Origin of the sequence: Janthinobacterium sp. EB271-G4-3-2, from assembly GCF_020858035.1 — a bacterium.
In the GTDB taxonomy this organism is placed as follows: domain Bacteria; phylum Pseudomonadota; class Gammaproteobacteria; order Burkholderiales; family Burkholderiaceae_D; genus Janthinobacterium; species Janthinobacterium aestuarii.
Map to the genome: position 1 here is coordinate 259,486 of NZ_JACYMG010000008.1, position 24,671 is coordinate 284,156.

Annotated in this window: 38 protein-coding genes and 1 pseudogene; 3 read left to right on the forward strand and 36 right to left on the reverse strand. The window is 57.5% G+C overall.

Annotation, left to right across the window (positions count from 1 at the left end; genetic code table 11):
* Positions 1-2 precede the first annotated feature (2 nt).
* Positions 3-536, forward strand: a complete 534-nt coding sequence (locus IGS55_RS18355) for a Spy/CpxP family protein refolding chaperone (protein WP_161781502.1) — start codon at positions 3-5, stop codon at positions 534-536.
* A gap of 111 nt (positions 537-647) precedes the next feature.
* Here IGS55_RS18355 and dsbD read toward each other — a convergent pair whose 3' ends face one another.
* The 33 genes from dsbD to creB all read right to left on the reverse strand — a co-directional run bounded on the left by dsbD (position 648) and on the right by creB (position 21,299).
* Complete coding sequence (dsbD, locus tag IGS55_RS18360) at positions 648-2,597, reverse strand: protein-disulfide reductase DsbD (RefSeq protein ID WP_230516785.1); 1,950 nt, start codon at positions 2,595-2,597, stop codon at positions 648-650.
* Between the two features lie 171 nt (positions 2,598-2,768).
* Positions 2,769-3,161, reverse strand: coding sequence for a 50S ribosomal protein L17 (gene rplQ / locus IGS55_RS18365; RefSeq protein ID WP_034753219.1), 393 nt, complete (start codon positions 3,159-3,161; stop codon positions 2,769-2,771).
* A gap of 135 nt (positions 3,162-3,296) precedes the next feature.
* Positions 3,297-4,274, reverse strand: coding sequence for a DNA-directed RNA polymerase subunit alpha (locus IGS55_RS18370; RefSeq protein WP_008444343.1), 978 nt, complete (start codon positions 4,272-4,274; stop codon positions 3,297-3,299).
* 111 nt (positions 4,275-4,385) lie between these two features.
* Positions 4,386-5,009, reverse strand: coding sequence for a 30S ribosomal protein S4 (gene rpsD, locus IGS55_RS18375; protein WP_010394478.1), 624 nt, complete (start codon positions 5,007-5,009; stop codon positions 4,386-4,388).
* A 258-nt stretch (positions 5,010-5,267) separates the two neighbouring features.
* The gene (gene rpsK / locus IGS55_RS18380) at positions 5,268-5,672 is read right to left on the reverse strand and encodes a 30S ribosomal protein S11 (protein ID WP_010394475.1); all 405 of its coding nucleotides are present in this window, start codon (positions 5,670-5,672) and stop codon (positions 5,268-5,270) included.
* A gap of 17 nt (positions 5,673-5,689) precedes the next feature.
* On the reverse strand, positions 5,690-6,055 hold the full coding sequence (gene rpsM, locus IGS55_RS18385) for a 30S ribosomal protein S13 (protein WP_046681666.1): 366 nt from the start codon (positions 6,053-6,055) through the stop codon (positions 5,690-5,692).
* A 14-nt stretch (positions 6,056-6,069) separates the two neighbouring features.
* A complete protein-coding gene (rpmJ, locus tag IGS55_RS18390; protein ID WP_010394471.1) occupies positions 6,070-6,183 on the reverse strand; it encodes a 50S ribosomal protein L36 in 114 nt (37 codons plus the stop codon).
* A 42-nt stretch (positions 6,184-6,225) separates the two neighbouring features.
* On the reverse strand, positions 6,226-6,444 hold the full coding sequence (infA, locus tag IGS55_RS18395) for a translation initiation factor IF-1 (RefSeq protein ID WP_005663428.1): 219 nt from the start codon (positions 6,442-6,444) through the stop codon (positions 6,226-6,228).
* An 18-nt stretch (positions 6,445-6,462) separates the two neighbouring features.
* Positions 6,463-7,797: a preprotein translocase subunit SecY gene (secY, locus tag IGS55_RS18400; protein WP_010394438.1), complete on the reverse strand. Its 1,335-nt coding sequence runs from the start codon at positions 7,795-7,797 to the stop codon at positions 6,463-6,465.
* A gap of 32 nt (positions 7,798-7,829) precedes the next feature.
* Positions 7,830-8,261, reverse strand: a complete 432-nt coding sequence (rplO, locus tag IGS55_RS18405; protein WP_034753211.1) for a 50S ribosomal protein L15 — start codon at positions 8,259-8,261, stop codon at positions 7,830-7,832.
* A gap of 30 nt (positions 8,262-8,291) precedes the next feature.
* A complete protein-coding gene (gene rpmD, locus IGS55_RS18410; RefSeq protein WP_010394435.1) occupies positions 8,292-8,471 on the reverse strand; it encodes a 50S ribosomal protein L30 in 180 nt (59 codons plus the stop codon).
* 10 nt (positions 8,472-8,481) lie between these two features.
* Positions 8,482-9,000, reverse strand: a complete 519-nt coding sequence (rpsE, locus tag IGS55_RS18415) for a 30S ribosomal protein S5 (RefSeq protein WP_010394433.1) — start codon at positions 8,998-9,000, stop codon at positions 8,482-8,484.
* A 9-nt stretch (positions 9,001-9,009) separates the two neighbouring features.
* Positions 9,010-9,372, reverse strand: coding sequence for a 50S ribosomal protein L18 (gene rplR, locus IGS55_RS18420; protein WP_010394431.1), 363 nt, complete (start codon positions 9,370-9,372; stop codon positions 9,010-9,012).
* A 13-nt stretch (positions 9,373-9,385) separates the two neighbouring features.
* Positions 9,386-9,919 (reverse strand): 50S ribosomal protein L6, encoded by a 534-nt coding sequence (gene rplF, locus IGS55_RS18425; protein ID WP_034778281.1) that lies wholly within the window; start codon positions 9,917-9,919, stop codon positions 9,386-9,388.
* 10 nt (positions 9,920-9,929) lie between these two features.
* Positions 9,930-10,325, reverse strand: coding sequence for a 30S ribosomal protein S8 (rpsH, locus tag IGS55_RS18430; protein ID WP_034753208.1), 396 nt, complete (start codon positions 10,323-10,325; stop codon positions 9,930-9,932).
* A gap of 14 nt (positions 10,326-10,339) precedes the next feature.
* Positions 10,340-10,645: a 30S ribosomal protein S14 gene (gene rpsN / locus IGS55_RS18435; RefSeq protein ID WP_010394423.1), complete on the reverse strand. Its 306-nt coding sequence runs from the start codon at positions 10,643-10,645 to the stop codon at positions 10,340-10,342.
* Between the two features lie 2 nt (positions 10,646-10,647).
* On the reverse strand, positions 10,648-11,187 hold the full coding sequence (gene rplE / locus IGS55_RS18440; RefSeq protein ID WP_010394421.1) for a 50S ribosomal protein L5: 540 nt from the start codon (positions 11,185-11,187) through the stop codon (positions 10,648-10,650).
* 6 nt (positions 11,188-11,193) lie between these two features.
* A complete protein-coding gene (rplX, locus tag IGS55_RS18445) occupies positions 11,194-11,508 on the reverse strand; it encodes a 50S ribosomal protein L24 (protein WP_034753204.1) in 315 nt (104 codons plus the stop codon).
* 9 nt (positions 11,509-11,517) lie between these two features.
* Entirely contained in the window at positions 11,518-11,886 is a 369-nt protein-coding gene (rplN, locus tag IGS55_RS18450; RefSeq protein ID WP_008444317.1) for a 50S ribosomal protein L14, read from the reverse strand.
* A gap of 253 nt (positions 11,887-12,139) precedes the next feature.
* A complete protein-coding gene (rpsQ, locus tag IGS55_RS18455; RefSeq protein WP_010394415.1) occupies positions 12,140-12,412 on the reverse strand; it encodes a 30S ribosomal protein S17 in 273 nt (90 codons plus the stop codon).
* Complete coding sequence (rpmC, locus tag IGS55_RS18460; RefSeq protein ID WP_010394412.1) at positions 12,409-12,600, reverse strand: 50S ribosomal protein L29; 192 nt, start codon at positions 12,598-12,600, stop codon at positions 12,409-12,411. Before rpmC ends, rpsQ begins: the two co-directional genes overlap by 4 nt.
* A 12-nt stretch (positions 12,601-12,612) precedes the next feature.
* A complete protein-coding gene (gene rplP, locus IGS55_RS18465) occupies positions 12,613-13,032 on the reverse strand; it encodes a 50S ribosomal protein L16 (RefSeq protein ID WP_034753201.1) in 420 nt (139 codons plus the stop codon).
* 2 nt (positions 13,033-13,034) lie between these two features.
* Positions 13,035-13,859: a 30S ribosomal protein S3 gene (gene rpsC, locus IGS55_RS18470; protein WP_092718261.1), complete on the reverse strand. Its 825-nt coding sequence runs from the start codon at positions 13,857-13,859 to the stop codon at positions 13,035-13,037.
* 9 nt (positions 13,860-13,868) lie between these two features.
* Positions 13,869-14,201: a 50S ribosomal protein L22 gene (gene rplV / locus IGS55_RS18475; RefSeq protein WP_170840583.1), complete on the reverse strand. Its 333-nt coding sequence runs from the start codon at positions 14,199-14,201 to the stop codon at positions 13,869-13,871.
* Positions 14,198-14,473, reverse strand: coding sequence for a 30S ribosomal protein S19 (rpsS, locus tag IGS55_RS18480; protein ID WP_008444295.1), 276 nt, complete (start codon positions 14,471-14,473; stop codon positions 14,198-14,200). Before rpsS ends, rplV begins: the two co-directional genes overlap by 4 nt.
* Positions 14,474-14,483: 10 nt before the next feature.
* Positions 14,484-15,311: a 50S ribosomal protein L2 gene (gene rplB / locus IGS55_RS18485; protein ID WP_034753198.1), complete on the reverse strand. Its 828-nt coding sequence runs from the start codon at positions 15,309-15,311 to the stop codon at positions 14,484-14,486.
* Positions 15,311-15,628 carry a 50S ribosomal protein L23 gene (rplW, locus tag IGS55_RS18490; RefSeq protein WP_010394398.1) on the reverse strand — a complete coding sequence of 106 codons (318 nt, stop codon included), beginning with the start codon at positions 15,626-15,628 and terminating at the stop codon, positions 15,311-15,313. The genes rplB and rplW overlap by 1 nt, the downstream gene beginning before the upstream one ends.
* Positions 15,625-16,245 carry a 50S ribosomal protein L4 gene (gene rplD / locus IGS55_RS18495; RefSeq protein ID WP_034753197.1) on the reverse strand — a complete coding sequence of 207 codons (621 nt, stop codon included), beginning with the start codon at positions 16,243-16,245 and terminating at the stop codon, positions 15,625-15,627. The genes rplW and rplD overlap by 4 nt, the downstream gene beginning before the upstream one ends.
* 3 nt (positions 16,246-16,248) lie before the next feature.
* Positions 16,249-16,905 carry a 50S ribosomal protein L3 gene (gene rplC / locus IGS55_RS18500; RefSeq protein ID WP_010394393.1) on the reverse strand — a complete coding sequence of 219 codons (657 nt, stop codon included), beginning with the start codon at positions 16,903-16,905 and terminating at the stop codon, positions 16,249-16,251.
* A 325-nt stretch (positions 16,906-17,230) separates the two neighbouring features.
* The gene (locus tag IGS55_RS18505) at positions 17,231-17,419 is read right to left on the reverse strand and encodes a hypothetical protein (RefSeq protein WP_034753196.1); all 189 of its coding nucleotides are present in this window, start codon (positions 17,417-17,419) and stop codon (positions 17,231-17,233) included.
* A gap of 243 nt (positions 17,420-17,662) precedes the next feature.
* Positions 17,663-19,054, reverse strand: coding sequence for a cell envelope integrity protein CreD (gene creD, locus IGS55_RS18510; protein ID WP_230516786.1), 1,392 nt, complete (start codon positions 19,052-19,054; stop codon positions 17,663-17,665).
* Positions 19,055-19,140: 86 nt separating this feature from the next.
* A complete protein-coding gene (gene creC, locus IGS55_RS18515) occupies positions 19,141-20,565 on the reverse strand; it encodes a two-component system sensor histidine kinase CreC (RefSeq protein WP_230516787.1) in 1,425 nt (474 codons plus the stop codon).
* The gene (gene creB, locus IGS55_RS18520; protein ID WP_230516788.1) at positions 20,562-21,299 is read right to left on the reverse strand and encodes a two-component system response regulator CreB; all 738 of its coding nucleotides are present in this window, start codon (positions 21,297-21,299) and stop codon (positions 20,562-20,564) included. Before creB ends, creC begins: the two co-directional genes overlap by 4 nt.
* 207 nt (positions 21,300-21,506) lie before the next feature.
* Here creB and IGS55_RS18525 point away from each other — a divergent pair, with 207 nt between their 5' ends.
* Positions 21,507-22,379, forward strand: coding sequence for a PEP-CTERM sorting domain-containing protein (locus tag IGS55_RS18525; RefSeq protein WP_230516789.1), 873 nt, complete (start codon positions 21,507-21,509; stop codon positions 22,377-22,379).
* Positions 22,380-22,501: 122 nt separating this feature from the next.
* Positions 22,502-23,050, forward strand: a complete 549-nt coding sequence (locus IGS55_RS18530) for a tetratricopeptide repeat protein (protein WP_230516790.1) — start codon at positions 22,502-22,504, stop codon at positions 23,048-23,050.
* A gap of 20 nt (positions 23,051-23,070) precedes the next feature.
* Here the strand turns inward: IGS55_RS18530 and IGS55_RS18535 are convergent, their stop codons facing one another.
* The 3 genes and pseudogenes from IGS55_RS18535 to IGS55_RS18545 form a co-directional block, all read right to left on the reverse strand.
* Positions 23,071-23,916 (reverse strand): DUF817 domain-containing protein, encoded by an 846-nt coding sequence (locus IGS55_RS18535; protein ID WP_230516791.1) that lies wholly within the window; start codon positions 23,914-23,916, stop codon positions 23,071-23,073.
* A 153-nt stretch (positions 23,917-24,069) separates the two neighbouring features.
* Complete coding sequence (gene rpsJ / locus IGS55_RS18540; RefSeq protein ID WP_010394389.1) at positions 24,070-24,387, reverse strand: 30S ribosomal protein S10; 318 nt, start codon at positions 24,385-24,387, stop codon at positions 24,070-24,072.
* 179 nt (positions 24,388-24,566) lie between these two features.
* Positions 24,567-24,671, reverse strand: a pseudogene (locus IGS55_RS18545) (elongation factor Tu); the annotation flags it as partial.

The following is a 24,671-nucleotide window of genomic DNA, read 5'->3' on the forward strand; positions in this document are numbered from 1 at the left end:
AGATGAACGCCTCAATGAAGACTTTACGCAAGAATTTGATCATCGCCATGAGCGTACTCGGCATGGGTGCGGCATCGCTGACCGTTCACGCCCAGGAAGCGGCCGCCAGCGCGCCTGCGGCCAGCACCAAGATGCAACATGAAGGCCAGCGCGGCCAGCACCGCGGAGGCAATCCCGCCGAACGCATGGCCAAGTACCAGGCCCGCCTGCACGACAAGCTGAAGCTGACGGCCGCCCAGGAACCGGCCTGGGCCACGTTCACGGCCGCCAACGCACCGAAAAAGCCGATGGGAGACTGGAAAGCCAAGCGCGAAGCGATGGCCAAGCTGTCGGCGCCGGAACGCATGGAACAATGGATCGCCATGTCAAAGGAACGCATCGCCGACCAGGAAAGCCGCCTGGCCTCGCTGAAAACCTTCTACGCCGTGCTGACGCCGGAGCAAAAGAAAGTGTTTGACGACAGTGTGCCTGGCGGCAAAGATGGAGGAATGCGCGGCCACCACCGAGGTCATGGCGCGCACCATAAAGCAGGCTGAACGTAGGTCGGATTAGCGGCAACGCCGCGTAATCCGACAACATCGTTGATGTATGTGGTGGTGTCGGGTTACGCCCTGACGGGCTGACCCGACCTACCCGACCTGCCCCTCCTACTGCTCTAGCTTGCGCAACGAGGTCAGGAAAGTGGCCGCGTTCTGGAAGCCGATCACGCGCGACTGGGCGATTTCCTGTCCCTGCGGGTTGAACATGATGATGCCCGGCGGGCCGAACAGCTGAAAACGTTTCAGCATGGCCTTGTCGTCCGCATCATTGGCCGTCACGTCCACTTGCAGCAGCACGGCTTGCCCCATCTTCTCGCGCACGGCGGGGTCGACGAAGGTCAGTTTTTCCATCTCGATGCACGACACGCACCAGTCGGCATAAAAGTCCAGCAAGGCCGGCTTGCCACCCAGCTGGGCCAGCGCCGCATCGAGCTGCGCCACGGTCTTTACACGCGTAAATGGTTGCGCGTGTACCTGGCCGCCACCGAGATGCGCCAGCGGCGCCAGCGGGTCGCGGCCACCGCTGGCCACGCCCACCAGCTGCATCGCACCCAGCACGGCGAACACGAGGCCGAAGGCCTTGGCCACCCAGGCGTTCTTCGCGCCGCTCTTGCCCACCAGCAGATACATGCCGTAGCCGACGAACAAGACCGTCCAGCCCAGCATCTGCACGGCGCCCGGCAACACGGGCGAGACCAGCCACCAGGCCACGCCCAGCTGCAGCACGCCAAAGAAGCGCTTGACGGCATCCATCCACGCGCCGGCGCGCGGCAACAAGGTGCCGGCCGACACGCCCACCAGCAGCAGCGGCACGCTCATGCCCACCGCCATGGCGAACAGAGCGCTGCCGCCGATGACGACGTCGCGCGTCTGGCTGATGTACAGCAAGGCGCCGGCCAGCGGCGCGGCCACACATGGGCCCACGATCAGGGCGGAAATGGCACCCATGACGAATACGCCCGCCAGGCGGCCCGACGATTGCTGGTTCGACACGGACGTCAGCTTGCCTTGCAGGAAAGCCGGCACTTGCAACTCATAAAAACCGAACATCGACAGGGCCAGGCCCGCCATCAGCAAGGCAAAGAAACCAAGCACCCACGGGTTTTGCAGTTGCGCCGCCAGGCCTTCGCCCGCCAGGCCGGCCGCCACGCCCAGCGCCGTGTAGACGATGGCCATGCCCAGCGCGTAGGTCAGCGAAAGCAGCAAGCCGCGCGAGCGGCTGACCTTGGCGCCATCGCCGATGATGATCGACGACAAGATCGGCACCATCGGCAGCACGCACGGCGTAAAGGCCAGGCCCAGGCCCAGCAACATGAACAGGGGCACGATGACGAGCAGCTTGCCGCCCTTCAGTGCAGCTTCGATCTTGCCCATTTCGCTTTGCGCGGGCGCGGCGCTTGCCGCCACGGGGGCCGCCGCGACCGGCTCGGGCGTGCTGGTGATGTCCGCCTGGGGAATGCTCATCACGGACACGCCAGGCGACGCTTGCGCCTGCGGACCATTGACGGCCGCCGTGTCGACGGCGGGCGCTGCCGGCAAGGCGAATTTCGACGGCAGGCCCGCGCCGGGCGCCATGCTCTGGCCGCCGCCACCGCCCACCAGCTGGGCCGTGGCGTCCTGCGGCGCATAACACAAGCCCTTGTCGGAGCAGCCCTGGCCCGTGGCCTTCAAGGTGAACGCGCCGGCCGCTTCCACGGGAATCGTGATGGTGAGCGTCTTGCGGAACGTTTCCACATTCTTCTGGAAAGTATCGTCAAACTTGACCTTGCCAGCCGGATACACGGGCGTGCCCAGCTTGGCGCCCACGGCCTCGAACTTGAAGCGCTCATGGTACATATAGTAGCCATCGGCGATCACATAGGTGACGGCGATGGTGGACGGATCCTGCATGCGGGCGGAAAACTTGAAGGCCAGCTCGGGATCGAGGAATTCATCGTCGGCACGGGCATGATTGGCGCCAAAGACGGCCATGGCCAGCAGCAAACAGGTGGCAAACCACAGCAACAGTTGACGTAAGGGGGCGGCGCGCGCGGTGGCGCTGGAGGGGAAACGGGACATGAACGACCTTTTTCTGCGGCATCAGCTGTGCCATTCAACAAGAGACGCGCGGGGCGTGCAGTGGCTGCAGGGCCGGCGCGAAAGAAGAATAGTACACCGCAGCAAGGATAGCTGCAGCAGAAAACAAAAAAGCCAGGCTAGGCCTGGCTTTTCTTGAAGCGGCTACTGGGATTACTCGCCAGCAACTTCAACTGCTTCGGTCGTATCTGGACGATCCATCAGTTCAACGAACGCCATAGGAGCGTTATCGCCGACGCGGAAACCCATTTTCAGGATACGCACATAACCACCGTTACGGTTGGCGAAACGTGGGCCCAGTTCAGCGAACAGTTTGACGACCATTTCACGGTCGCGCAGGCGGTTGAAGGCCAGACGCTTGTTTGCCAGGGAGTCGGTTTTGCCCAGGGTCAGAATTGGCTCGACAACGCGGCGCAGTTCTTTTGCTTTTGGCAGGGTGGTTTTGATCGCTTCGTGACGCAGCAGCGATACTGTCATGTTGCGCAGCATTGCCAGACGGTGGGACGAGGTACGATTCAGTTTACGGAGGCCGTGACCGTGACGCATGGTAAATCCTTTCGGTAGTGAGTTTAAATCCAGTTCTTCGATCAATGAAACCAGGGTTTCATCGCGGACCGGTTTGGTACTTCAAAAATAAAAGCCTGGGACACCTGTCCCAGGCAGTTTGCTACAAACTTCGAATTACTTTTCCAGGCCGGCAGGCGGCCAGTTTTCCAGCTTCATGCCCAACGTCAAGCCGCGCGATGCCAGCACTTCCTTGATTTCGTTCAGGGACTTGCGGCCCAGATTTGGCGTTTTCAACAGTTCGTTTTCCGAACGTTGGATCAGGTCGCCGATGTAGTAGATGTTTTCCGCTTTCAGGCAGTTCGCCGAACGCACGGTCAACTCCAGGTCGTCGACTGGACGCAACAAGATAGGATCGACCAGCGGAGCGCGCGATGGCGCTTCGGCGGCGGCTTCCGTGCCTTCCAGGGCAGCAAACACATTCAACTGGTCCACCAGAACGCGGGCCGACTGGCGGATCGCTTCTTCCGGCGAGATCACGCCGTTGGTTTCGATGTTGATGATCAGCTTGTCCAGGTCGGTACGCTGTTCAACGCGGGCCGATTCAACGAAGTACGATACACGGCGCACTGGCGAGAACGACGCATCCAGGATGATGCGGCCGATGGTCTTGTTCGTGTCTTCCGACAGGCGACGCACGTTACCAGGAACGTAGCCGCGGCCTTTTTCAACCTTGATCTGCATGTCCAGCTTGCCACCAGCGGTCAGGTGGGCGATCACGTGGTCAGGGTTGATCAGTTCGACGTCATGCGGCAGGTCGATGTCGGAGGCCAGGATCGCGCCTTCGCCTTCTTTTTTCAGGGTCAGGGTTACCGAATCGCGGTTGTGGACTTTGAAAACCACACCCTTCAAGTTCAGCAACAGATCGACGACGTCTTCTTGCACGCCATCGAGGGAGGAGTATTCGTGGACGACGCCGGCGATCGTCACTTCGGTCGGCGCGTAGCCCACCATCGACGACAGCAGAACGCGGCGCAACGCGTTACCCAATGTGTGGCCATAGCCGCGCTCGAACGGTTCCATCACGACTTTGGCGTGACCTGCACCGAGAGCTTCAACATCGATAATACGTGGCTTCAACAAACTGTTTTGCATGAAATGTCCTTTTCAATACCCTCGGCTCATTACACCGATAAGGCTGATGGCATTAGTGAAACGCCCACTTTACAAAAGCAAAGTGGGCGGAGATCTTGCTACTGACTGCTATTAACGCGAGTACAGCTCGACGATCAGCGATTCGTTGACGTCGTTAGCGATTTCGTTACGCTCTGGCAGGGACTTGAAGGTACCTTCCATTTTCTTGGCATCAACCGAAACCCAGCTAGGCATACCAACTTGTTCAGCCAGCGACAGTGCTTCAACGATACGCACTTGCTTTTTCGATTTTTCACGAACAGCAACGATGTCGCCAACTTTGACTGCGTACGAAGCGATGTTCACAACGATACCGTTCACGGTGAACGCTTTGTGGCTGACCAATTGACGCGCTTCAGCGCGGGTCGAGCCAAAGCCCATGCGGTAGCAAACGTTGTCCAGACGCGTTTCCAGCAACTTCAACAGCGTTTCGCCGGTGTTGCCTTTACGACGGTCTGCTTCAGCGAAGTAGCGGCGGAATTGACGTTCCAGCACGCCGTACATGCGCTTGACTTTTTGCTTTTCGCGCAGTTGGTTACCGTAGTCCGAGGTGCGGGCGCCGGATTTGACACCGTGCTGGCCTGGCTTGACGTCCAGTTTGCACTTGCTGTCCAGCGAGCGACGGGCGCTCTTCAGGAACAGGTCTGTACCTTCACGGCGGGAAAGTTTTGCTTTAGGTCCGATATAACGTGCCACGATACTTCCTTTTTTTAAATGATAACGCCCCAGCCACATGCATGATCAAACACACTGATGCGGTTAGGCGCTAGTCTGATTTGGTTTCAATCAGACGGTGGCTGAAAACGAAAAACCCGCCAAACAGAATTTGACAGGCAAGAACAGCCGGGCAGTATAACCGTTTCCGGCTCCCTGCTCCAGCGTTTTCACACAACTGTACTGAGTTACAACAGACAGCAAAGCAGCTGGCGCCGAAGCGCCCTCTGCAACACTATCTTAGATACGACGACGTTTCGGTGGACGGCAACCGTTGTGCGGTACCGGCGTCACGTCCTGGATCTCGGTGATCTTGATGCCCAGGTTGTTCAGCGCGCGAACGGCGGATTCACGACCAGGACCTGGGCCCTTGATACGTACTTCCAGGTTCTTCACGCCACACTCAACAGCCACTTTACCAGCGGCTTCCGCGGCGACCTGCGCTGCGAATGGGGTCGATTTACGCGAACCCTTGAAGCCTGCACCGCCGGAGGTAGCCCACGACAAGGCATTGCCTTGACGATCGGTGATGGTAATGATGGTGTTATTGAACGATGCGTGGACATGTGCGATGCCTTCAGCGACGTTCTTTTTAACTTTTTTACGCACGCGTGCTGATGCGGCGTTATTTTGCGACTTAGCCATAATTATTCCCTAGCGGATTATTTTTTCAGCGATTGAGCGGCTTTACGCGGTCCCTTGCGGGTACGTGCGTTCGTACGCGTACGCTGGCCACGGCAAGGCAGACCCTTACGATGACGCATGCCGCGGTAGCAACCCAGATCCATCAAACGCTTGATGTTCATGGACAGTTCACGACGCAGATCGCCTTCGACGATGAATTTACCTACTTCATCGCGCAGCTTTTCCAGTTCGCTGTCATCCAGATCTTTGATCTTTTTGTTGGTTGCTACACCGGTCGATGCACAGATTTTCTCTGCGCGTGGACGGCCCACACCGTAGATGGCCGTCAGGCCGATAACGGTATGCTGATGATTTGGGATATTAACCCCTGCAATACGTGCCATTTGTTATTCCTCGATTAACCTTGACGCTGCTTGTGACGTGGTTCCACGCAGATAACGCGGACTACGCCTTTGCGCTTGATGATCTTGCAGTTGCGGCAGATCCGCTTGACTGATGCGAGAACTTTCATTTTTGGGCTCTTTCTTTCGCTTCTTTGGTTTGATTCAGTGTGTTACTTGGTACGGAACACAATGCGGGCTCGGCTCAGGTCGTACGGCGTTAACTCCACCGTCACCTTGTCTCCAGGGAGAATGCGAATATAGTTCATCCGCATTTTACCTGAAATATGCCCGAGCACCACGTGTCCGTTCTCCAGCTTCACTCGAAATGTTGCATTTGGGAGATTCTCAAGAATCTCGCCCTGCATCTGTATGACGTCGTCTTTTGCCATTCGGTATGTTTACCGCGCTTAACGCGTCGGAATTCCGCCCTTGAAATTTGCTTTGCGCAGCAGTGAATCATATTGCTGCGACATCACGTAGTTCTGTACTTGCGCCATGAAATCCATGGTGACAACTACAATAATCAATAAAGAAGTACCGCCGAAATAGAATGGTACTTTCCACTGGGCTTGCATAAATTCCGGCAATAAACACACCAGGGTGATGTAGACTGCGCCGGCAAGTGTCAAGCGTGTCAGGATCTTGTCGATGTAACGGGCTGTCTGCTCGCCTGGACGAATCCCGGGAATGAACGCACCGCTTTTCTTCAAGTTATCCGCTGTTTCCTTGCTGTTAAAGACCAGCGCTGTATAGAAGAAACAGAAAAACACGATCGCCACTGCGTACAACAGCGCATGGATAGGCTCACCAGGCCCCATCGATGCTGCCAAATCTTTCAAGAACCGCACCGCAGGGTTAGCGTTGTCGGCGCCCTTTGAAAACCAGTCCACGATAGTGGCCGGGAACAAGATGATCGAAGAAGCAAAGATCGGCGGGATCACGCCGGCCATGTTCAGCTTCAACGGCAAATGGCTGGTTTGACCGCCATAAATCTTGTTGCCTACCTGGCGCTTCGCGTAATTGACCAATATTTTGCGCTGACCACGTTCGACGAATACAACGAAGTACGTTACCAGTGCTACCAGGATCACGATGAAAATCGCGCTGAAGCTGCCGATCGAACCATTCGACACCTGAGTGAACAAGCCACCCAATGCCGACGGCAGACCTGCTGCAATCCCGGCAAAAATGATGATCGAGATGCCATTCCCCAAGCCACGCTCGGTAATTTGCTCACCCAACCACATCAAAAACATTGTTCCGGTCAACAAAGTGACGACCGTCACGAAGCGGAATGCAAGACCAGGTTCCAACACCAGACCAGCTTGCGACTCCAGTGCGACTGCAATGCCTAACGCTTGGAACAGTGCCAGGGCAACCGTGAAATACCGGGTGTACTGGGTGATCTTGCGACGACCTGCTTCGCCTTCTTTTTTCAACGCTTCCATCTGCGGTGACACGATCGACAGCAATTGCATGATGATCGAGGCCGAGATATAAGGCATGATACCCAGCGCAAACACTGTAAAACGAGACAAGGCACCGCCCGAGAACATGTTGAACATGCCCAGGACGCCGCCTTCGTGCTCCTTGAACAGCGAGGCTAATTGTGTCGGGTCAATCCCGGGAACCGGGACGTGAGCACCGATACGATAAACCACCAATGCGCCAAGCAAAAACCAGAGCCGTCCCCAAGGGAAACCGGCCGCTGCACTTTTAGCAAGTTGTGGATTAGTCGCCAATTTTCGCTCCGATCAAGCTGTTAGCGGTCAACTCAGGCTACCGAGCCGCCGGCTGCTTCGATGGCTGCTTTCGCGCCAGCGGACACTTTCAAGCCCTTCAAATTCACCGCTTTGGTGATTTCGCCGGACAAGATCACGCGCACGTCACGGGCCAACACGCCCAGAACGCCAGCTTGCTTCAAGACCAGAATGTCGACATCGCCAACAGCCAGGTTGTTCAGATCGGACAGGCGCACTTCAGCTTTGAAGGTTGCGTGCATCGATTTGAAACCGCGCTTAGGCAGACGGCGTTGCAGAGGCATCTGACCGCCTTCGAAACCGACTTTATGAAAGCCGCCCGAACGCGATTTCTGACCTTTGTGACCACGACCCGAGGTTTTACCCAGGCCGGAGCCGATACCGCGACCGACGCGACGCTTGTAGTGCTTAGCGCCTTCGGCTGGTGCAATAGTATTCAATTCCATGATTTGCTCCGTTCGTGTAAGCCCGAAGGCTTACCCGACAACTTTAACGAGATACGATACTTTATTGATCATGCCGCGTACGGATGGGGTGTCTTGCAATTCGGAAACCGAATTTACACGACGCAGACCCAGACCGCGCACGGTAGCGCGATGCGATTCGCGCGTACCGATCAAGCCCTTGACCAATTGCACTTTGACTGTGTTTGTCATTTTGTCCACCTTAAGCCAGAATGTCTTCGACCGACTTGCCGCGTTTGGCAGCGATATCGGAAGCAGTGCTCATTTTCGACAGGCCGTCCAGCGTAGCGCGTACCAGGTTGTATGGGTTGTTCGAACCGGTGGATTTCGCCACCACGTCCGTCACGCCCATCACTTCGAAGATAGCGCGCATTGCGCCACCAGCGATAACGCCAGTACCAGGCTTAGCTGGGTTCATCAGGACCTTGGAGGCGCCGTGACGACCAACAACCGTGTGATGCAAGGTGCCGTTTTTGAGCGGTACTTTGATCAGGTTGCGACGGGCTTCTTCCATTGCCTTCTGCACGCCAACTGGCACTTCTTTCGATTTGCCCTTGCCCATGCCGACGCGGCCATCGCCATCACCAACTACGGTCAGCGCGGCGAAACCCATGATACGACCACCCTTGACCACTTTGGTCACGCGGTTGATCGCGATCATTTTTTCGCGCATGCCATCATCCGGCTTGTCGCTTTGCATTTTTGCTTGCATTTTTGCCATGATTGATCCTTAGAACTTCAGACCGGCTTCGCGTGCGGCTTCTGCCAACGCTTTCACACGGCCGTGGTAACGGAAACCGGAGCGGTCAAACGCAACTTCGGTAATCCCTGCTTTCAACGCTTTTTCAGCGACGCGCTTGCCGATCAAGGCTGCAGCAGCGGCATTGCCGCCTTTGCCGGATTGGCCTGCCAGTTCAGCGCGAACTTCCGCTTCAGCCGTCGAGGCCGAAACCAGGACTTTAGCGTCCGGGCTGATCAGGTTAGCGTAAATGTGCAGGTTGGTGCGATGCACCGACAAGCGATTTACTTTCAATTCCGCAATCTTGATGCGGGTTTGGCGTCCGCGGCGAAGCCGTGATTCTTTCTTATCCATCGTCAGCCCCTAATTACTTCTTCTTGGTTTCTTTAAGCTTAACCACTTCGTCCGCATAGCGAACGCCCTTGCCTTTATAAGGCTCAGGAGCGCGGTAAGCACGAACTTCAGCGGCTACCTGGCCAACCTGTTGACGGTCGATACCTTTAATCAGGATCTCGGTCGGGGTTGGTGTTGCGCAGGTAACGCCAGCTGGCATGTCATGCACTACAGGGTGCGAGAAACCCAGGGACAGATTCAACTTGTCGCCTTGAGCTTGCGCCTTGTAACCCACGCCTACCAGGTTCAGCTTTTTCTCGAAACCCTTGGTGACGCCAACAACCATGTTGTTGACCAGTGCGCGCAGCGTGCCGGACATGGCATTGGCTTCGCGGCTGTCGTTCGCCACGTCGAAACTCAGGGTTCCTGCATTGTTTTCCACTTTGACCTGGCCGGTGAGGGCCTGGGAAAGTACGCCCAGCGGGCCTTTTACGGTGATCGCTTGTGCGGAGATGGCGACTTCGGCGCCAGCTGGCACTACGATAGGCATTTTAGCTACTCGAGACATGTGTAACTCCTTAAGCCACGTAGCAAATAACTTCGCCGCCGACACCGGTAGCGCGTGCTTTGCGGTCAGTCATGACGCCTTGCGGAGTCGACACGATCGCCACACCCAAGCCATTCATCACAACAGGGATCTCGTCTTTACCCTTGTAGACGCGCAGACCCGGACGGGACACGCGCTCCAAGCGCTCAATGACGGGACGGCCAACATAATACTTCAAACCGATTTTCAGTTCCGCTTTGCCACCAGCTTCGGCAACAGCGAAATCTTCAATGTAACCCTCGTCCTTCAGGACGCTGGCAATCGCAATTTTGACTTTCGACGATGGCATGGCCACGGTCGTCTTTTGCACGCCTTGTGCATTGCGAATGCGGGTCAGCATATCGGCGATAGGATCGCTCATACTCATTGCATATTCTCCTATTACCAGCTTGCTTTTGTCATACCCGGAATTTCACCACGCATGGCGAATTCACGGAGCTTGATACGACCCAGACCGAATTTACGGAATGTGCCGCGCGGACGACCAGTGATGGCGCAACGGTTACGTTGACGCGTCGGGTTCGAGTTACGTGGCAGCGCCTGCAGTTTCAGGCGAGCTTCGTAGCGCTCTTCTTCCGATTTCGATTGGTCATCGACGATGGCCTTGAGAGCTTCGCGCTTAGGGGCGAATTTCGCCACCAGGTCAGCACGCTTGATCTCACGATTAATCAGTGACAGTTTGGCCATGATCAGTTCCTGAAAGGGAATTTAAAGGCGGCGAGCAAAGCTTTGGCTTCGTCATCGGTCTTAGCGGTTGTCGTGATGCTGATATTCATACCGCGCAACGCGTCAATCTTGTCGTATTCGATTTCAGGGAAAATGATCTGTTCCTTGACACCGATGTTGTAGTTGCCACGACCATCAAATGCACGGCCGTTCACACCACGGAAATCGCGTACGCGCGGCAGAGCCACGGTAATGAAGCGATCCAGGAACTCGTACATGCGAGCGCCGCGCAGGGTGACCATCGTACCGATCGGGTAACCTTCACGGATTTTGAAGCCTGCGATCGCTTTGCGGGACTTGGTGGTCACTGGCTTCTGGCCGGCGATCTTGGTCAAGTCAGCAACTGCGTGCTCGAGAACTTTTTTATCCGCGATAGCCTCACCAACACCCATGTTCAGGGTGATCTTGGTCAGGCGTGGAACTTCCATTACCGACTTGTAACCAAACTTGCTGGTCAGGTCGGCAACGACTTTTTCTTTATAGAATTCTTGGAGACGTGCCATGATTTCTTAAGCCTTCACTACTTCGCCGGAGGATTTAAAGATGCGAACTTTCTTGCCGTCCACTTCTTTGAAACCCACGCGATCTGCCTTGCCAGTCGCTGCATTAAACAATGCAACGTTGGACACGTGAATTGGCATGGTCTTATCGACGATACCACCAGTTACGCCAGTCATCGGGTTTGGCTTAGTCGCTTTTTTAGCGATGTTAATGCCGTCAACCACGATATGTTCAGCATCGATACGCTGCTGTACCACACCACGTTTGCCCTTGTCTTTCCCGGTCAGAACGATGACTTCGTCGTTTTTACGAATCTTATCCATTACGACTCCTTACAGGACTTCCGGTGCCAGGGACACGATTTTCATGAACTTCTCAGTACGCAGTTCGCGTGTGACAGGTCCAAAAATACGGGTACCGATCGGTTCCAGCTTGGCGTTCAACAGAACGGCGGCGTTGCCGTCGAACTTCACCAGGGAACCGTCTTGGCGGCGAACACCTTTAGCGGTGCGCACAACCACGGCGTTATAAATTTCACCTTTTTTGACACGGCCACGTGGCGCAGCAACCTTAACGGTTACCTTGATCACATCGCCAATGCCAGCATAACGGCGCTTGGAGCCGCCCAATACCTTGATGCACATTACTTCTTTGGCACCGGTATTGTCAGCCACTTCGAGCCGGCTTTCAGTTTGAATCATAGTATTCTCTTTCCCAACTTAAGCCGAAGAATCCACACAATGTAGACCCACGGTCAGTCTTGGTCCCGCCAGAGCCGCCCTGCTGGGCTTCACTGTTTGGGTGCATGACCTTCATACATCAACTGACCGCGAATGCTACTGTCTGTGGCCAGACACTTTGCGGCGTTACATGAACGAAGCCCGCAAGTATTACATACAATTTGCGGGCCTGCAAGTACTAATTAAAACCCACCGCCGAAACGGTGGTTTTTATTTAAACGGTTGGTGCGGCTTGAACCACACGTGTCACCGTCCATGCCTTCGTTTTGGAGATCGGGCGACCTTCCTGGATCTCGACCGTGTCACCGGCCTTGACTTGGTTGGTCTCGTCATGCGCGTGATACTTGTTCGAGCGCATGATGATCTTGCCATACAAAGGATGTTTTACGTGGCGCTCGATCAGAACGGTAACGGTCTTGTCCATCTTGTCCGAAACCACTTTACCGATCAGCGTGCGCTTGAGCGACTGTTTCACTGGTTCGTTCATTTGGCTTCCTTCAGATTCATTACCGTCTTCACACGCGCGATATCGCGGCGTACCTTCTTGAGCTGCGAAGTGTTGCTCAGCTGCTGCGTAGCGATTTGCATGCGCAGGCCGAACTGTGCCTTCAACAGGTCATTCAGCTCTTTTTGCAGAGCTGGCTGGTCCTTGCCGCGGAGTTCAGATGCTTTCATATACAACTCCAATTATTGGCCGACTTGGCGGATGACAAACGTCGTCGCCAGTGGCAGTTTAGCGGCGGCAAGACGGAATGCTTCCCGTGCCAGCGCTTCATCAACGCCATCCATTTCGTACAGTACTTTGCCTGGCTGAATTTCAGCGACGTAGTACTCAGGATTACCTTTACCGTTACCCATACGGACTTCAGCCGGTTTGTTCGAAATCGGTTTGTCCGGGAAAATACGGATCCAGATACGGCCACCGCGCTTGATGTGACGCGTCATTGCACGACGCGCCGCTTCAATTTGACGCGCAGTGATACGACCGCGCGCAACTGCCTTCAGACCGAATTCGCCAAACGACACGGCGGTGCCGCGGCTGTGCGAAATACCGGTGTTACGGCCTTTCTGCTCTTTACGATACTTTCTGCGTGCTGGTTGCAGCATGATTATTCTCCTGCTTTCTCAGCTGGTGCTGCTGCGGCGGCCGGTTTAGCGGCGGTACGCACACGTGCACCTGGTGCTGTGGATGGTTTCGCACCGGCACCGGCTGGACGTGGACGGCCAGCTGGCTTGCCATCGTCACGGCGTGGGCCGCGGCTTTTCTTCTCGTCAGCTGGGGTATCGATGACTGGTGCATCGCCGTTAGGCGCGCGGTCACCTTTGTATACCCACACCTTGACACCGATGATGCCGTAGGTGGTCGACGCTTCGCTGGTACCGTAGTCGATATCTGCGCGCAGGGTATGCAGAGGCACGCGGCCTTCGCGGTACCATTCTTTACGTGCGATTTCGATACCGTTCAGACGGCCGGACGACATGATCTTGATACCGAGTGCACCCAGGCGCATTGCATTTTGCATTGCACGCTTCATGGCGCGGCGGAACATGATCCGTTTTTCCAGCTGCTGCGAGATCGAATCGGCGATCAGTTGCGAGTCGATTTCAGGCTTGCGAATTTCTTCGATGTTCACGTGAACAGGCACGCCCATGATCTTGGTCAAAGCGGACTTCAGTACTTCGATGTCTTCGCCTTTTTTACCAATGACCACGCCCGGGCGCGAGCTGTAGATCGTGAAGCGCGCGTTCTTGGCTGGGCGCTCGATAACGATGCGGCCAACGGATGCGTTCTTCAGTTTCTTTTTCAGGTAAGCACGTGCTTTCAAGTCTTCGTTCAGCATGGCAGCGAAATTACCGTTGCCTGCATACCAGCGCGAAGCCCAGTTACGGGTGACCGCCAGACGGAAACCGGTTGGATGAATTTTCTGACCCATCGTGGCTCCTTAGTTACCGACAGTCACGTAAACGTGACAGGATTGTTTCGAAATACGGTCGCCACGGCCTTTTGCACGCGCGGTGAAGCGCTTCAGGACCGGGCCCTTTTCGACGTAGATCGTTTTCACGAACAATTCGTCGATGTCCGCGCCATCATTGTGTTCCGCATTGGCGATTGCCGATTCCAGAACGCGTTTGATGATCGCAGCACCTTTTTTCGGGCTGAATTGCAAGATGTTGAGTGCAGCGTCAACTTTCTTGCCACGGATCAGGTCAGCAACCAGGCGGCCCTTTTGGTCCGACAGGCGCACACCTTTGAGGATAGCTTTAGTTTCCATTATTTCTTAGCCTTTTTGTCAGCTGCATGGCCCTTGAACGTACGGGTCAGTGCGAATTCGCCGAGCTTGTGACCAACCATGTTTTCGGAAACATAAACCGGCACGTGCAGCTTGCCGTTATGAACCGCGATCGTCAGGCCGATGAAGTCAGGCATGATTGTCGAACGACGCGACCAGGTTTTGATTGGCTTTTTGTCTTTGGCTGCTTGCGCGGCTTCAACTTTTTTCACCAGGTGGGCGTCACAGAACGGCCCTTTTTTCAATGAACGTGTCATGTGCTACCCCTTATTTCTTGCCGCGGCGCGAGACGATCATGGAAGTAGTACGCTTGTTGCTGCGTGTCTTCTTACCCTTAGTCTGTTGGCCCCAAGGCGAAACTGGATGACGACCAGCTGCTGTTTTACCTTCACCACCACCGTGCGGGTGATCGACCGGGTTCATGACCACACCGCGAACGGTAGGACGAACACCGCGCCAGCGCATCGCACCAGCTTTACCGATTTTACGCAGGCTGTGCTCGGCATTGCCGACTTCACCAACCGTTGCACGGCACTCGATGTGCACGCGACGTACTTCACCCGAGCGCAGACGCACTTGAGCGTAGGTACCTTCACGGGCCATCAGCACAACGCCAGCGCCGGCGGTACGTGCCATTTGGGCACCTTTACCTGGCAGCATTTCAACGCAATGCATCACGGTACCGACTGGGATGTTACGGATTGGCAAGCAGTTACCCGATTTGATCGGTGCTTCCGAACCGTTCATCACGCTGTCGCCAACGGCCATGCCTTTGGTTGCGATGATGTAGTGACGTTCGCCGTCGGCGTAGCACAGCAGAGCGATATTCGCGGTGCGGTTTGGATCGTATTCGATACGTTCCACTTTCGCTGGAATACCATCTTTGGTGCGCTTGAAGTCGATCAAGCGGTAGTGTTGCTTATGACCACCACCGATATGACGGGTGGTGATGTGACCGTTGTTGTTACGACCAGCGGTCTTGGATTTCTTTTCAACCAGAGCAGCGAATGGACGACCCTTGTACAGGTCGGCATTCACCACCTTCACCATGCCGCGACGGCCTGGCGAGGTTGGTTTCATCTTAACGAGTGCCATTATGCAGCCTCCTCGGAGAAGTTGATTTCCTGGCCAGGCTTCAGGCACACGAAAGCACGCTTGGTATGGTTACGACGACCGTTGAACTTGCCGGTGCGCTTTTGCTTACCTTCGCGGTTTGCAGTTTGCACGGACAGAACTTCAACCTTGAACAGCAGTTCGACCGCTGCCTTGATTTCAGGCTTGGTTGCATCCGGCAGTACGCGGAATACAATTTGCTCGTTCTTTTCCGCGACCATGGTGGCCTTTTCGGAAATCACGGGCGCCAACAGCACCTTCATCAAGCGTTCTTCGCTATGTTTCAAAATCGCGCTCATGCCAGCATCTCCTCAATCTTGGCCAATGCAGCTTTGGTGACCAGGATCTTCTTGTAGAACACCAGGGACATCGGGTCTGCGTGACGTGGCTCAACGACGAGTACGTTAGGCAGGTTGCGCGATGCCAGTTCCAGGTTTTCGTTCAGAACGTCGGTGATGATCAGAACCGAATCAAAGCCCAGGCCGTTCAATTTTTGCGACAGCAGCTTGGTTTTTGGCGCGTCGATCGTCAGATCGTCGATGACGATCAGGCGCTCTTCGCGAGCCAGCTGCGACAGGATCGAGCAGATACCTGCGCGATACATCTTTTTGTTCACTTTGTGGGTGAAGTTTTCGTCAGGCGAGTTCGGGAAAATCCGACCACCGCCGCGCCACAGTGGCGACGACGACATACCAGCACGAGCGCGGCCGGTACCTTTTTGGCGCCATGGCTTTTTCGTCGTGTGGTGAACTTCTTCACGGTCTTTTTGCTTGCGGTTACCACTACGTGCATTCGCTTGATAAGCGATGACGACTTGGTGGATCAGCGCTTCATTGTAGTCACGGCCGAAAATCGTATCGGCTGCAGCAACGTTCGAGGCGGCTTGACCTTGCGCATTCAGAAGCTTGAGTTCCATCGTTTAAGCTCCCTTCTTGGCTTTGGTTTTGATGGCTGGCGAGACAACTACCTGGCCATTTTTCGCACCTGGAATCGCGCCTTTGACCAGCAACAGCTGACGGTCGGCATCGATACGGGCGATCACGAGGTTCTGGATCGTACGGTTAACGTCACCCAGATGACCGGTCATGCGCTTACCAGGGAAAACGCGACCTGGATCTTGTGCCATACCGATGGAACCTGGAACGTTATGCGAACGCGAGTTACCGTGCGTTGCACGGCCAGAAGCGAAGTGGTAACGTTTGATAACGCCTGCATAGCCTTTACCGATGGTAACGCCTTGCACGTCGATCTTTTGACCGACTTCGAACAGGGAAGCAGCGACAACATCGCCAGCTTTCAGCTCAGCGGCTTTGGCAGCGTCGACACGGAACTCTTTCAACAGAGTACCGGCTTCAACGCCAGCTTTAGCGTGATGACCAGCAACAGCTTTGGTCACGCGGGAAGCGCGACGTTGACCGAATGCGACCTGAACAGCGGAGTAGCCATCTGTTTCAGGGGTTTTGATTTGCGCAACACGGTTGTTCGATACGTCCAACACGGTGACAGGAATCGAATCCCCTTCATCCGTGAAAATGCGCATCATACCAACCTTGCGACCGAGAAGGCCTAGGCTCATTTTTTCTCCATTCCCACCTGCGATTGGGCGGGGCTTGTTTAACTACAAAGTAACGTAGGACTCAAAAAAGACGAATCCATACCGAAGCCGGCTAGTATATAGCACAAAAACCCTTGACGCAACAAGTTAACACGAGGTATGTCAAAGTGTTGCGCGACGCCCCTGCGGGAGTTGTCGGCGCGCCGGAAAAATGCCGCCGCGAGCCAACTTGACGGGCGCAAAGCACGGCGCCATGCGCCCTGGCGGGCAATGGCAGAAACACACAGGGCGCGCAATGGCTTGCGCGCCCTGCCCTGCCCCTCCCGGGCGTGACGCTTGAAAAAGCTTATTGCTGGCAGTTGATCAGGCAATGCTGGTACAGATCTTCGCAGATGGGGCTGCCGCCGAGGTGCGCGCGGCAATTGGCCACTTTTTGTCCGCACTCGCTATAGCACTGCGTGACATCGCCAGCGGCAAACGCATACGAGGCGCTCAAGCCCAGCGCAAACAGGAAAGCCATCGACTTCTTGATCATATTTCATCTCCGTTTATCAGATGGAAGAACAACCAGAACGACACGCCATCCTCGCACCGCCCCGGGCAGGCGCCGCGACGCCCGCCATTACTTAAAAAGCAATGCCAATAGAATACCGTAAACAATACCAACCAACTACCAATTATTGATGCCGCACTTTCCGCGCCAAATAAAAAGCCAGCCCGGACAGATCACCGTCCGGACTGGCTGCGAGCGTTACGGCGCATGGCGCCCGGGCCGCTCCTATTCCTGCGGCGCTCCTTTGCCAATCTGATACCAGTCCACCTTGCGCGTCGCCACCATGATGGCCGCCAGCACGGCGAACAGCAGGATGCTGCCCATCACCAGCGCATTGTTTTCCGAACTGAGCAAGCCATACAGCGCGCCATACAGCATGGTCAGCGCCACGCCGAAGCCGATGCCGCGCCACGCGTTATGCAGCACGTGCACCAGGTAAAAGCTGGTCAGCACGATACAGGCGGCGCTGGCGATCAGGTAGGCGGACAGGAAGGCGATGTGCTCGGCCAGGCCCACCAGCAGCAGGAAGAAGATCACCAGCGACAGACCCACCAGCAGATACTGGACCGGATGGATCGGCAGACTCTTCAGGATTTCAAAGATGAAGAAGGCGGCAAAGGTCAGCGCCACGAACAGCAAGCCATATTTGGTGGCCCGGTCCGATTGCGAATACACGTTCACTGGTTCGATGAAGCCCACGCTGAAGCGGTCGATCTGGCCCAGCGGCGCACTGTCGGGCACCTTGAATTCGCCCTCGATGGTGCTCAGCTGGGTTTGCGCATTGGTGGCCAGCGACGAGATATTCCACGCCACATTGAAACCCTGGGCGTCGATCTGGCGATTCTTCGGCGACGGCAGGAAGCGCCCGCCAAACTGCGGATGGGGCCAGTTCGACTTGATGCTGATCTGGCTGTTTTTCGCCACCGGCACGAAATGCTGGCGTTCGATGCCATCGAGGCCCAGGTCAAAGCTGAAGCGCACCTGCTGCGGCGCCGCCAGCGGCATGGCGCCCAGCGGCGCATGCAGGCCGCTGCGGAAGGCAAACAGGTCGGTGCCCTGCTCGAACTCGATCTTCTGGCCGCCCCAGTCGATTTTCGGAATATTGCGGATGCCGCGCACGTCCTCGATGGACAGGGCCACGAATGGCGCACCGAGGGTCACGCGCGAGTCCGGCGTTTTGCGCGGCAGCTGGCTGCTGGCCGGCACCGTGAAGTCGCCCTTGAACGCGTGCTGGCCGCTGTAGACCAGCACCTGGTGGATGCCGCGGTAACGGCGGTCCGTCTCGATGTTGCCGCTGATCTGCAGATCGTTCGGATACACGATCAGGCGGCGCTGCACCAGGCGACGCAGCAACTCGGTGCGCACCGGCGATTTCGCTTCCTTGTCATCGCCCTTGGCCACCTCCACGCGCTCTTCGTACTGCTCCGTGTAGGGAATCACCAGAATGGGGCCGATGATGGTTTGTTCGCGCACCGAATCGGCGGCGATGCTGTTGACGGCTTCCTGGCGGAATTCCATCCGCTCCTTGATCGTTTCCTGAATCATCAGCAAAGGCAGGCCGATCAGCAACATCAGGCCGAACACGATCAACGCTTTGACTAAGAGGGTTTTTTGCATGGCGCATCCTTGAAGTAAGGCGGCCAGTGTAAAAAAGCTGTATGCGCTGACGATGCAGTCTGTGTGAAGCCGGCAAATAAAGTGCGCTAAGCCAGCAGCGGCAGGCACAGGCGCGCGCAGGCGCCGCCCTCCGCGTGATTGAGCACCTCGACCGTGCCGCCATGCAGCGAGGCCACCTCGCGCACGAAGGGCAGGCCCAGGCCCGTGCTCTTGCCGGCGCTCGGGCGCGGCAGCGAATAAAAGCGCTCGAAGACACGTTCAAGCGCATACGCGGGAATCCCCTCGCCGCGGTCGCGCACGACAATTTCCACCTGGCTGCCGTGACGCTGTGCCGTCAGGTCGATGCAGCTGCCCGGCGGCGCAAAGCCGGCCGCGTTGTCGAGCAGGTTGCCCAGCGCCTGGCGCAGCAGCAGGGCGTCCCCGGCCACGCTCGCCTCGTCGTGTTGCAGATGCACGCGCACGCCGCGCGCCGCCAAAGTGGCCGCGCCATCCTGCGCCACTTGCGCCAGCAGCGGCCCCAGCGCGATACGCTCGGGGTGATCGAGGCGCTGCTGCTTTTCCACGCGCACGAGGGCCAGCAGCTTGTCGATCAGCTGCCGCTGGCGCGCATTCTGCTCCAGGATACTGGCGAGGAACTGGCGCCGCTCGGCCGGCGGCATGTCTTCCTGCAGCAGTTCGGCCGAGGCCTGGATGGCCGCGATCGGGCTTTTCAATTCATGCGCCAGGGTATGCATCAGCTGCTCCACATATTCCTTGCCTTCCAGGCGCGTGCGCATCGCCTCCAGCGCCCTGCCCAGCGTACCGATCTCGTTCGTGCCCAGCGCCGGCAGCGCCACCTTGCGCCCCGCTTCCACGTCGCCGATATAGTCCATCAGCTTGCCCAGCGCATGGTGCAGCCACCAGGCGAACGCCAGGCCGATCAGCAGCGACAGCAGCAACAGCACGGCGCCGCGCTGCAGGATCTTGCGCTGGCTGCGCTCGACAAACGCTTGCACGCTGGCGTTCGGCTTGGCCACCGTCAGCACGCCGATCACCTCATTGCCGTCGCGAATCGGCGCGGCCACGTGCATCACGGTCGACATCTCGTCGTCAGGCCGGCTGCGCGTGCTGCGCGCGCCATACTTGCCCTGCAAGGTCAGATATACGTCATTCCAGCGCGAATAGTCGCGCCCCACGTCGCGTCCGCTGGAATCGAACAGCACGATGCCGTGCCGGTCCGTGATATAGATGCGGTAATCAAGCGTGCGCTTGCGCACGCCATTGATATTGACGTCCACGCCATGGCGCGCGTAATCCTGCATGCGTTCGGCCACGGGCGACTGCGCCAGCGTGCCCGCCTTCACGTCGGGCGCCACCAGACTGGCCAGCAGTTGCGAGGTGTCGACCAGGGTGTCTTCCAGGGTCGAGCGCACGCCGGGCTTGACCTGTTCCATGAAAACATTGAGCAAGAACCACGCGGCCAGCCCGACGATGAGGAAGTAGCCGAGCAGGATACGCAGGCCGATCTTCATGCGCCGGCCAGGCTGTAGCCGAGGCCACGGTGGGTGTGGATGGGGTCGACCTGCGCATCGACGGCACGCAGCTTGGCGCGCAGCGATTTCACGTGCGCGTCGACGGTGCGCTCGAGCGTGTCGGGCGCCCCGCTCCACACGCGCTCCATCAGCTGCGCGCGCGACAGCACGTGACCCGGATGCTCGAGCAGGGTTTTCAGCAACAGGTATTCATAGCGGGTCAGGTCCAGCGGCTGGCCGTGGAACAGTACCCGCGCTTCGAGCGCGCGCAGCTCGAAGCGCGCCGGCGCCGGCGCTGACTCGCCGGCTGGGGCGGCTAGCATCATGCCAGTCGCGCGCGGCGCTGGCGCGGCACCCGCGCGGCGCAGGATGACGCGGATGCGCGCCACCAGTTCGCGCGGCGAGAACGGCTTCGTGACGTAATCGTCAGCACCGATTTCCAGGCCCACGATGCGGTCGATCTCATCGCTGCGGGCCGTCAGGAAGATCACCGGCACGTCGGAAAACTGGCGCAGACGGCGGCACACCTCCAGGCCACTCATGTCGGGCAAGCCCACGTCCAGCACCACCAGCACAGGCATGGCTGCGGCGCCGCCAGAGCCGGGACGCAGCGCGGCCAGCGCCTGCTCGCCCAGCATCACGTGCTGCGGCGTGAAGCCATCCGTGCGCAGCGCATAGGCGATGCTGTCGGCAATCGCCTGCTCATCTTCCACCAGCAGGATGGTCTTGCTCATACGCCAGCTGCCTCGATCAAATCACACTGGCCAATGGAGTCAATAGTCATCAGATTAGTTATAAAAAAGAGTACTTAAAAAGATATTTATGGATGTAAAATAACATTGACGGATAAAAAACCGCCGTCTTTCCCAGGCAGGATTTCAGCGATGACCATCGCTGACTGCCTTTTTCCTCGACCAGCACCGCAGCGCCCAAGGATTCCTATGCACGCCCCGCTCCGAGTTTACCTGCCCGTCTTCCTTCTCCTGGCCGCTCTCCACGCCAAACCTGCCGCAGCCAGCCCCGTCAGCCCGACCGTCAAAAGCGCCACTGCTTCGATCAGCAATATCGAATACAAACTCAAGGATCTCGCACCGAATGATGGCATTACGCCTGCATTGCGTCTCGACCTGTCGAAGACCTATACCGACAGCCGGAGCTACATCGCATCCTATGAAAAGTTTCCCGAGATCGAGGAAAGCGGGTTCTCGCAGCGTAACGACGGCCTCGACGGCGCAGAAGGCGCCATCAGCCTGAACAGGGGCACAGCGCAATTCTACCGCTCCGGTGGCACCCTGGGAGGAGGTAGTTCGGCCGCCTTCCTCGGGGTTCCGGGCGCCACGTTCAGCGGCACCTCGTTCTACACCGCATTCTCGCTCGCACCGCACACTTCAGTCACCTTCACAGGGCATATATCGCTTTCCATCGATGTCGATGGCGGCGTGTTCGGCCACCCGATGAGCGGCGACTACGCTAGCGCTACCACCAGCATTAGCCTGAGAAGCGGTTACCCCGGATCCGGATCCGCCGATAGCTTTGATTTCCTTAGCAGCAAGCTCGGCACGTGGAAGGATAGCCGGACGCTTGAAAAGAACTTCTCCTTCACCTTCAGCAATACGAGAAGTGTCTGGTTGAATGACATCAGCTTCATGGCACACCAAGGTGTCGATCTGAAACAGCATCAAATGTGGCCAGCACCGGTCCCGGAGCCGCACACCTACGCCATGATGGGTTTGGGCATATGCTTGCTTGGCGCAGTGATCCGACGCCAGCGCCGTGACAAGCTGCACGGCAAGGTCGGCCCCCTGGGGCACTGAGGCCCTAGCCGCCGCGGCGCTGAATACGTGCAGAAAAAGTCCAGGCGGGCGCGCAAACTGATGTACGATGAGCGACAGCTTGACTCCACACAGATACCTGTTCACTGACTATCGAGGAGACCATGAAAAGCCACGCCATCACCATCCTGTACGTCGCCGGCCTGCTGGCCGCCTGCACCACGCCCGCCTCGCTCACCGCCACCTCCAACGCACAGCACGATGCCTGCAACGCCGCCGAGCTGAAAGGCCAGTTTGGCGAAGCGGAACTGGCTTGCGTGCAGGCGCTGCGCAGCGCCGAACACGCGGGAGCCAGTGCGGACATTCTCTCGCAGCGCCAGTACAACCTGGGCCGCATCAAGCGCTTGCAGGGCAAGAATGCGGAAGCGGAGCAGTTGTACCGTCAAGCCCTGGCCACGGAAGAAGCGGCGCAGCCGCGCAGCGATGCGCGCGTCGGACGCCGCATGGTGGAACTGGCCTCCGCCCTGGCCGCGCAAGGCAAGTGGCAGGAAGGCACGGGCTATCTGGAACGCGTGCTGCCGCTGCTGCCGAAGCTGTCGCCCGCCTCGCGCACGTATTCGGCGGAAGTGCTGCGCCAATACGCGAAGCAATTGCAAGGTGGGCCGCAAGCGGCGCTGGGCGCGCGCTTCGACGTGGTGGCGGCCAGCTTGTAAAAGTCGTCCCGAAGCCCGGCCTAAGGCTGGGCGACGTGGATGCTGGCCTTGATGTGCTTGAGGTGCGCGACAATGGTGAAGGTCATCACCACCAGCAGCGACCATGAGCTCCATTTGCTGACATGCACGACCGACCATGCGCCAAGCTGGTTCGGATAGCGCCACACGCCCCAGAAGGTACTGATGTTTTCAGCCAGCCAGATGAAAAAGCCGACCAGCACGAAACCGAGCAGCAAGGGCATGCCGCGGTCGCGGTCGAGCGGGCGGAAGACCACGGTCGTGCGCGCATACAGGCCCAGCGCACAGGCGGCCAGATACCAGCGATAGTCGCCGATGTAGTGATGGGTGAAGAAGTTGGCGTAGATCAGCAGCGCGATCAGCACCGCCATCCAGTACGGTGGATGGTGGCGGATCCGCATGTCGAGCAGACGCCAGGTCTGAATGATGTAGCTGCCGACAGCCGCATACATGAAGCCGGAAAACAGGGGCACGCCGAACACCTTGGTGTAGGCGAAGTCGGGATAGCTCCACGATTGGATCGTCCCCGACACCTTGAACACCTCCAGCGCGAAGCCAACCGCATGAAACAGGCAGATGGCTTTCAATTCATCCCACGTCTCCAGCCCGCTCCAGACCATTGCGCCCTGGATCGCCAGCGCCACCAGCAGCAGCACGTCATAGCGCGGCAGGCCGAACAGGCCGGCGCGCGGCACCAGGAAGACGGCGGCAAAAAACAGCCCCACGAACAGGCACGACCTCGCCTCCTTGATGCCGAAATACAAAAATTCGGTCAGGAAGCGCGGCCAGCCGCGCAAGCGCTGACGGGGAGTGGCATTTAACAGGTGGGTATCGAGGGCGTTAAGCATGCGGGAACTTTATCGGCCGGCCGCGGCACTGTAAAGCGATTTTGCAGAGGTGCGCGGGCACCAATAGCAATGGGGCCGGGCGCACTCACGATCGTGAGCAGGCCCGGCCCCATCATCAGGCAGCGGGATACCCCGCCGGCCTTTTAAAAACGATTATTGCAGTTTGATTTCAACATCAACACCAGCTGGCAGGTCCAGCTTCATCAGCGCGTCAACGGTTTTGTCCGTTGGGTCAACGATGTCCATCAGGCGTTGGTGCGTACGGATCTCGAACTGATCGCGCGAAGTTTTGTTGACGTGCGGGGAACGCAGCACATCGAAACGTTGAATACGGGTAGGCAGTGGTACTGGGCCTTTGACGACAGCGCCGGTGCGCTTCGCGGTTTCAACGATTTCCAGAGCGGACTGGTCGATCAGTTTGTAATCGAAAGCCTTCAGGCGGATACGGATTTTTTGGTTTGGTGCCGACATGATATTTCCTTAAAAGAACGAACCGCGCGGTTTGCACGGCAATGAGGTCATACGGGAATTTCTGACGCAACAACCGTCAGGGTCGACATGATAGCACCAAAATGCTTGCCAACCCCGGCAGTTGAATAAAAAGAAGGGCGCCGGGCGACGACGCGTCTTCTTTTATGCAGGCTTAAGAATTAAGCCAGGATTTTTGCAACAACACCAGCGCCGACGGTACGGCCGCCTTCACGGATAGCGAAGCGCAGACCTTCTTCCATCGCGATCGGGTTGATCAGCTTGAC

Coding starts and splice junctions, on each gene's coding strand:
- IGS55_RS18355 (WP_161781502.1), top strand. CDS start 3: ATGAACGCCTCAATGAAGACTTTACGCAAGAATTTGATCATCGCCATG.
- dsbD (WP_230516785.1), bottom strand. CDS start 2,597: ATGTCCCGTTTCCCCTCCAGCGCCACCGCGCGCGCCGCCCCCTTACGT.
- rplQ (WP_034753219.1), bottom strand. CDS start 3,161: ATGCGTCACGGTCACGGCCTCCGTAAACTGAATCGTACCTCGTCCCAC.
- IGS55_RS18370 (WP_008444343.1), bottom strand. CDS start 4,274: ATGCAAAACAGTTTGTTGAAGCCACGTATTATCGATGTTGAAGCTCTC.
- rpsK (WP_010394475.1), bottom strand. CDS start 5,672: ATGGCTAAGTCGCAAAATAACGCCGCATCAGCACGCGTGCGTAAAAAA.
- rpsM (WP_046681666.1), bottom strand. CDS start 6,055: ATGGCACGTATTGCAGGGGTTAATATCCCAAATCATCAGCATACCGTT.
- rpmJ (WP_010394471.1), bottom strand. CDS start 6,183: ATGAAAGTTCTCGCATCAGTCAAGCGGATCTGCCGCAACTGCAAGATC.
- infA (WP_005663428.1), bottom strand. CDS start 6,444: ATGGCAAAAGACGACGTCATACAGATGCAGGGCGAGATTCTTGAGAAT.
- rplO (WP_034753211.1), bottom strand. CDS start 8,261: ATGGAATTGAATACTATTGCACCAGCCGAAGGCGCTAAGCACTACAAG.
- rpmD (WP_010394435.1), bottom strand. CDS start 8,471: ATGACAAACACAGTCAAAGTGCAATTGGTCAAGGGCTTGATCGGTACG.
- rpsE (WP_010394433.1), bottom strand. CDS start 9,000: ATGGCAAAAATGCAAGCAAAAATGCAAAGCGACAAGCCGGATGATGGC.
- rplR (WP_010394431.1), bottom strand. CDS start 9,372: ATGGATAAGAAAGAATCACGGCTTCGCCGCGGACGCCAAACCCGCATC.
- rplF (WP_034778281.1), bottom strand. CDS start 9,919: ATGTCTCGAGTAGCTAAAATGCCTATCGTAGTGCCAGCTGGCGCCGAA.
- rpsH (WP_034753208.1), bottom strand. CDS start 10,325: ATGAGTATGAGCGATCCTATCGCCGATATGCTGACCCGCATTCGCAAT.
- rpsN (WP_010394423.1), bottom strand. CDS start 10,645: ATGGCCAAACTGTCACTGATTAATCGTGAGATCAAGCGTGCTGACCTG.
- rplE (WP_010394421.1), bottom strand. CDS start 11,187: ATGGCACGTCTCCAAGAATTCTATAAAGAAAAAGTCGTTGCCGACCTG.
- rplX (WP_034753204.1), bottom strand. CDS start 11,508: ATGGATAAGATTCGTAAAAACGACGAAGTCATCGTTCTGACCGGGAAA.
- rplN (WP_008444317.1), bottom strand. CDS start 11,886: ATGATTCAAACTGAAAGCCGGCTCGAAGTGGCTGACAATACCGGTGCC.
- rpsQ (WP_010394415.1), bottom strand. CDS start 12,412: ATGAACGAACCAGTGAAACAGTCGCTCAAGCGCACGCTGATCGGTAAA.
- rpmC (WP_010394412.1), bottom strand. CDS start 12,600: ATGAAAGCATCTGAACTCCGCGGCAAGGACCAGCCAGCTCTGCAAAAA.
- rplP (WP_034753201.1), bottom strand. CDS start 13,032: ATGCTGCAACCAGCACGCAGAAAGTATCGTAAAGAGCAGAAAGGCCGT.
- rpsC (WP_092718261.1), bottom strand. CDS start 13,859: ATGGGTCAGAAAATTCATCCAACCGGTTTCCGTCTGGCGGTCACCCGT.
- rpsS (WP_008444295.1), bottom strand. CDS start 14,473: ATGACACGTTCATTGAAAAAAGGGCCGTTCTGTGACGCCCACCTGGTG.
- rplB (WP_034753198.1), bottom strand. CDS start 15,311: ATGGCACTCGTTAAGATGAAACCAACCTCGCCAGGCCGTCGCGGCATG.
- rplW (WP_010394398.1), bottom strand. CDS start 15,628: ATGAGCGCGATTTTGAAACATAGCGAAGAACGCTTGATGAAGGTGCTG.
- rplD (WP_034753197.1), bottom strand. CDS start 16,245: ATGGAACTCAAGCTTCTGAATGCGCAAGGTCAAGCCGCCTCGAACGTT.
- rplC (WP_010394393.1), bottom strand. CDS start 16,905: ATGAGCCTAGGCCTTCTCGGTCGCAAGGTTGGTATGATGCGCATTTTC.
- IGS55_RS18505 (WP_034753196.1), bottom strand. CDS start 17,419: ATGATCAAGAAGTCGATGGCTTTCCTGTTTGCGCTGGGCTTGAGCGCC.
- creD (WP_230516786.1), bottom strand. CDS start 19,054: ATGCAAAAAACCCTCTTAGTCAAAGCGTTGATCGTGTTCGGCCTGATG.
- creC (WP_230516787.1), bottom strand. CDS start 20,565: ATGAAGATCGGCCTGCGTATCCTGCTCGGCTACTTCCTCATCGTCGGG.
- creB (WP_230516788.1), bottom strand. CDS start 21,299: ATGAGCAAGACCATCCTGCTGGTGGAAGATGAGCAGGCGATTGCCGAC.
- IGS55_RS18525 (WP_230516789.1), top strand. CDS start 21,507: ATGCACGCCCCGCTCCGAGTTTACCTGCCCGTCTTCCTTCTCCTGGCC.
- IGS55_RS18530 (WP_230516790.1), top strand. CDS start 22,502: ATGAAAAGCCACGCCATCACCATCCTGTACGTCGCCGGCCTGCTGGCC.
- IGS55_RS18535 (WP_230516791.1), bottom strand. CDS start 23,916: ATGCTTAACGCCCTCGATACCCACCTGTTAAATGCCACTCCCCGTCAG.
- rpsJ (WP_010394389.1), bottom strand. CDS start 24,387: ATGTCGGCACCAAACCAAAAAATCCGTATCCGCCTGAAGGCTTTCGAT.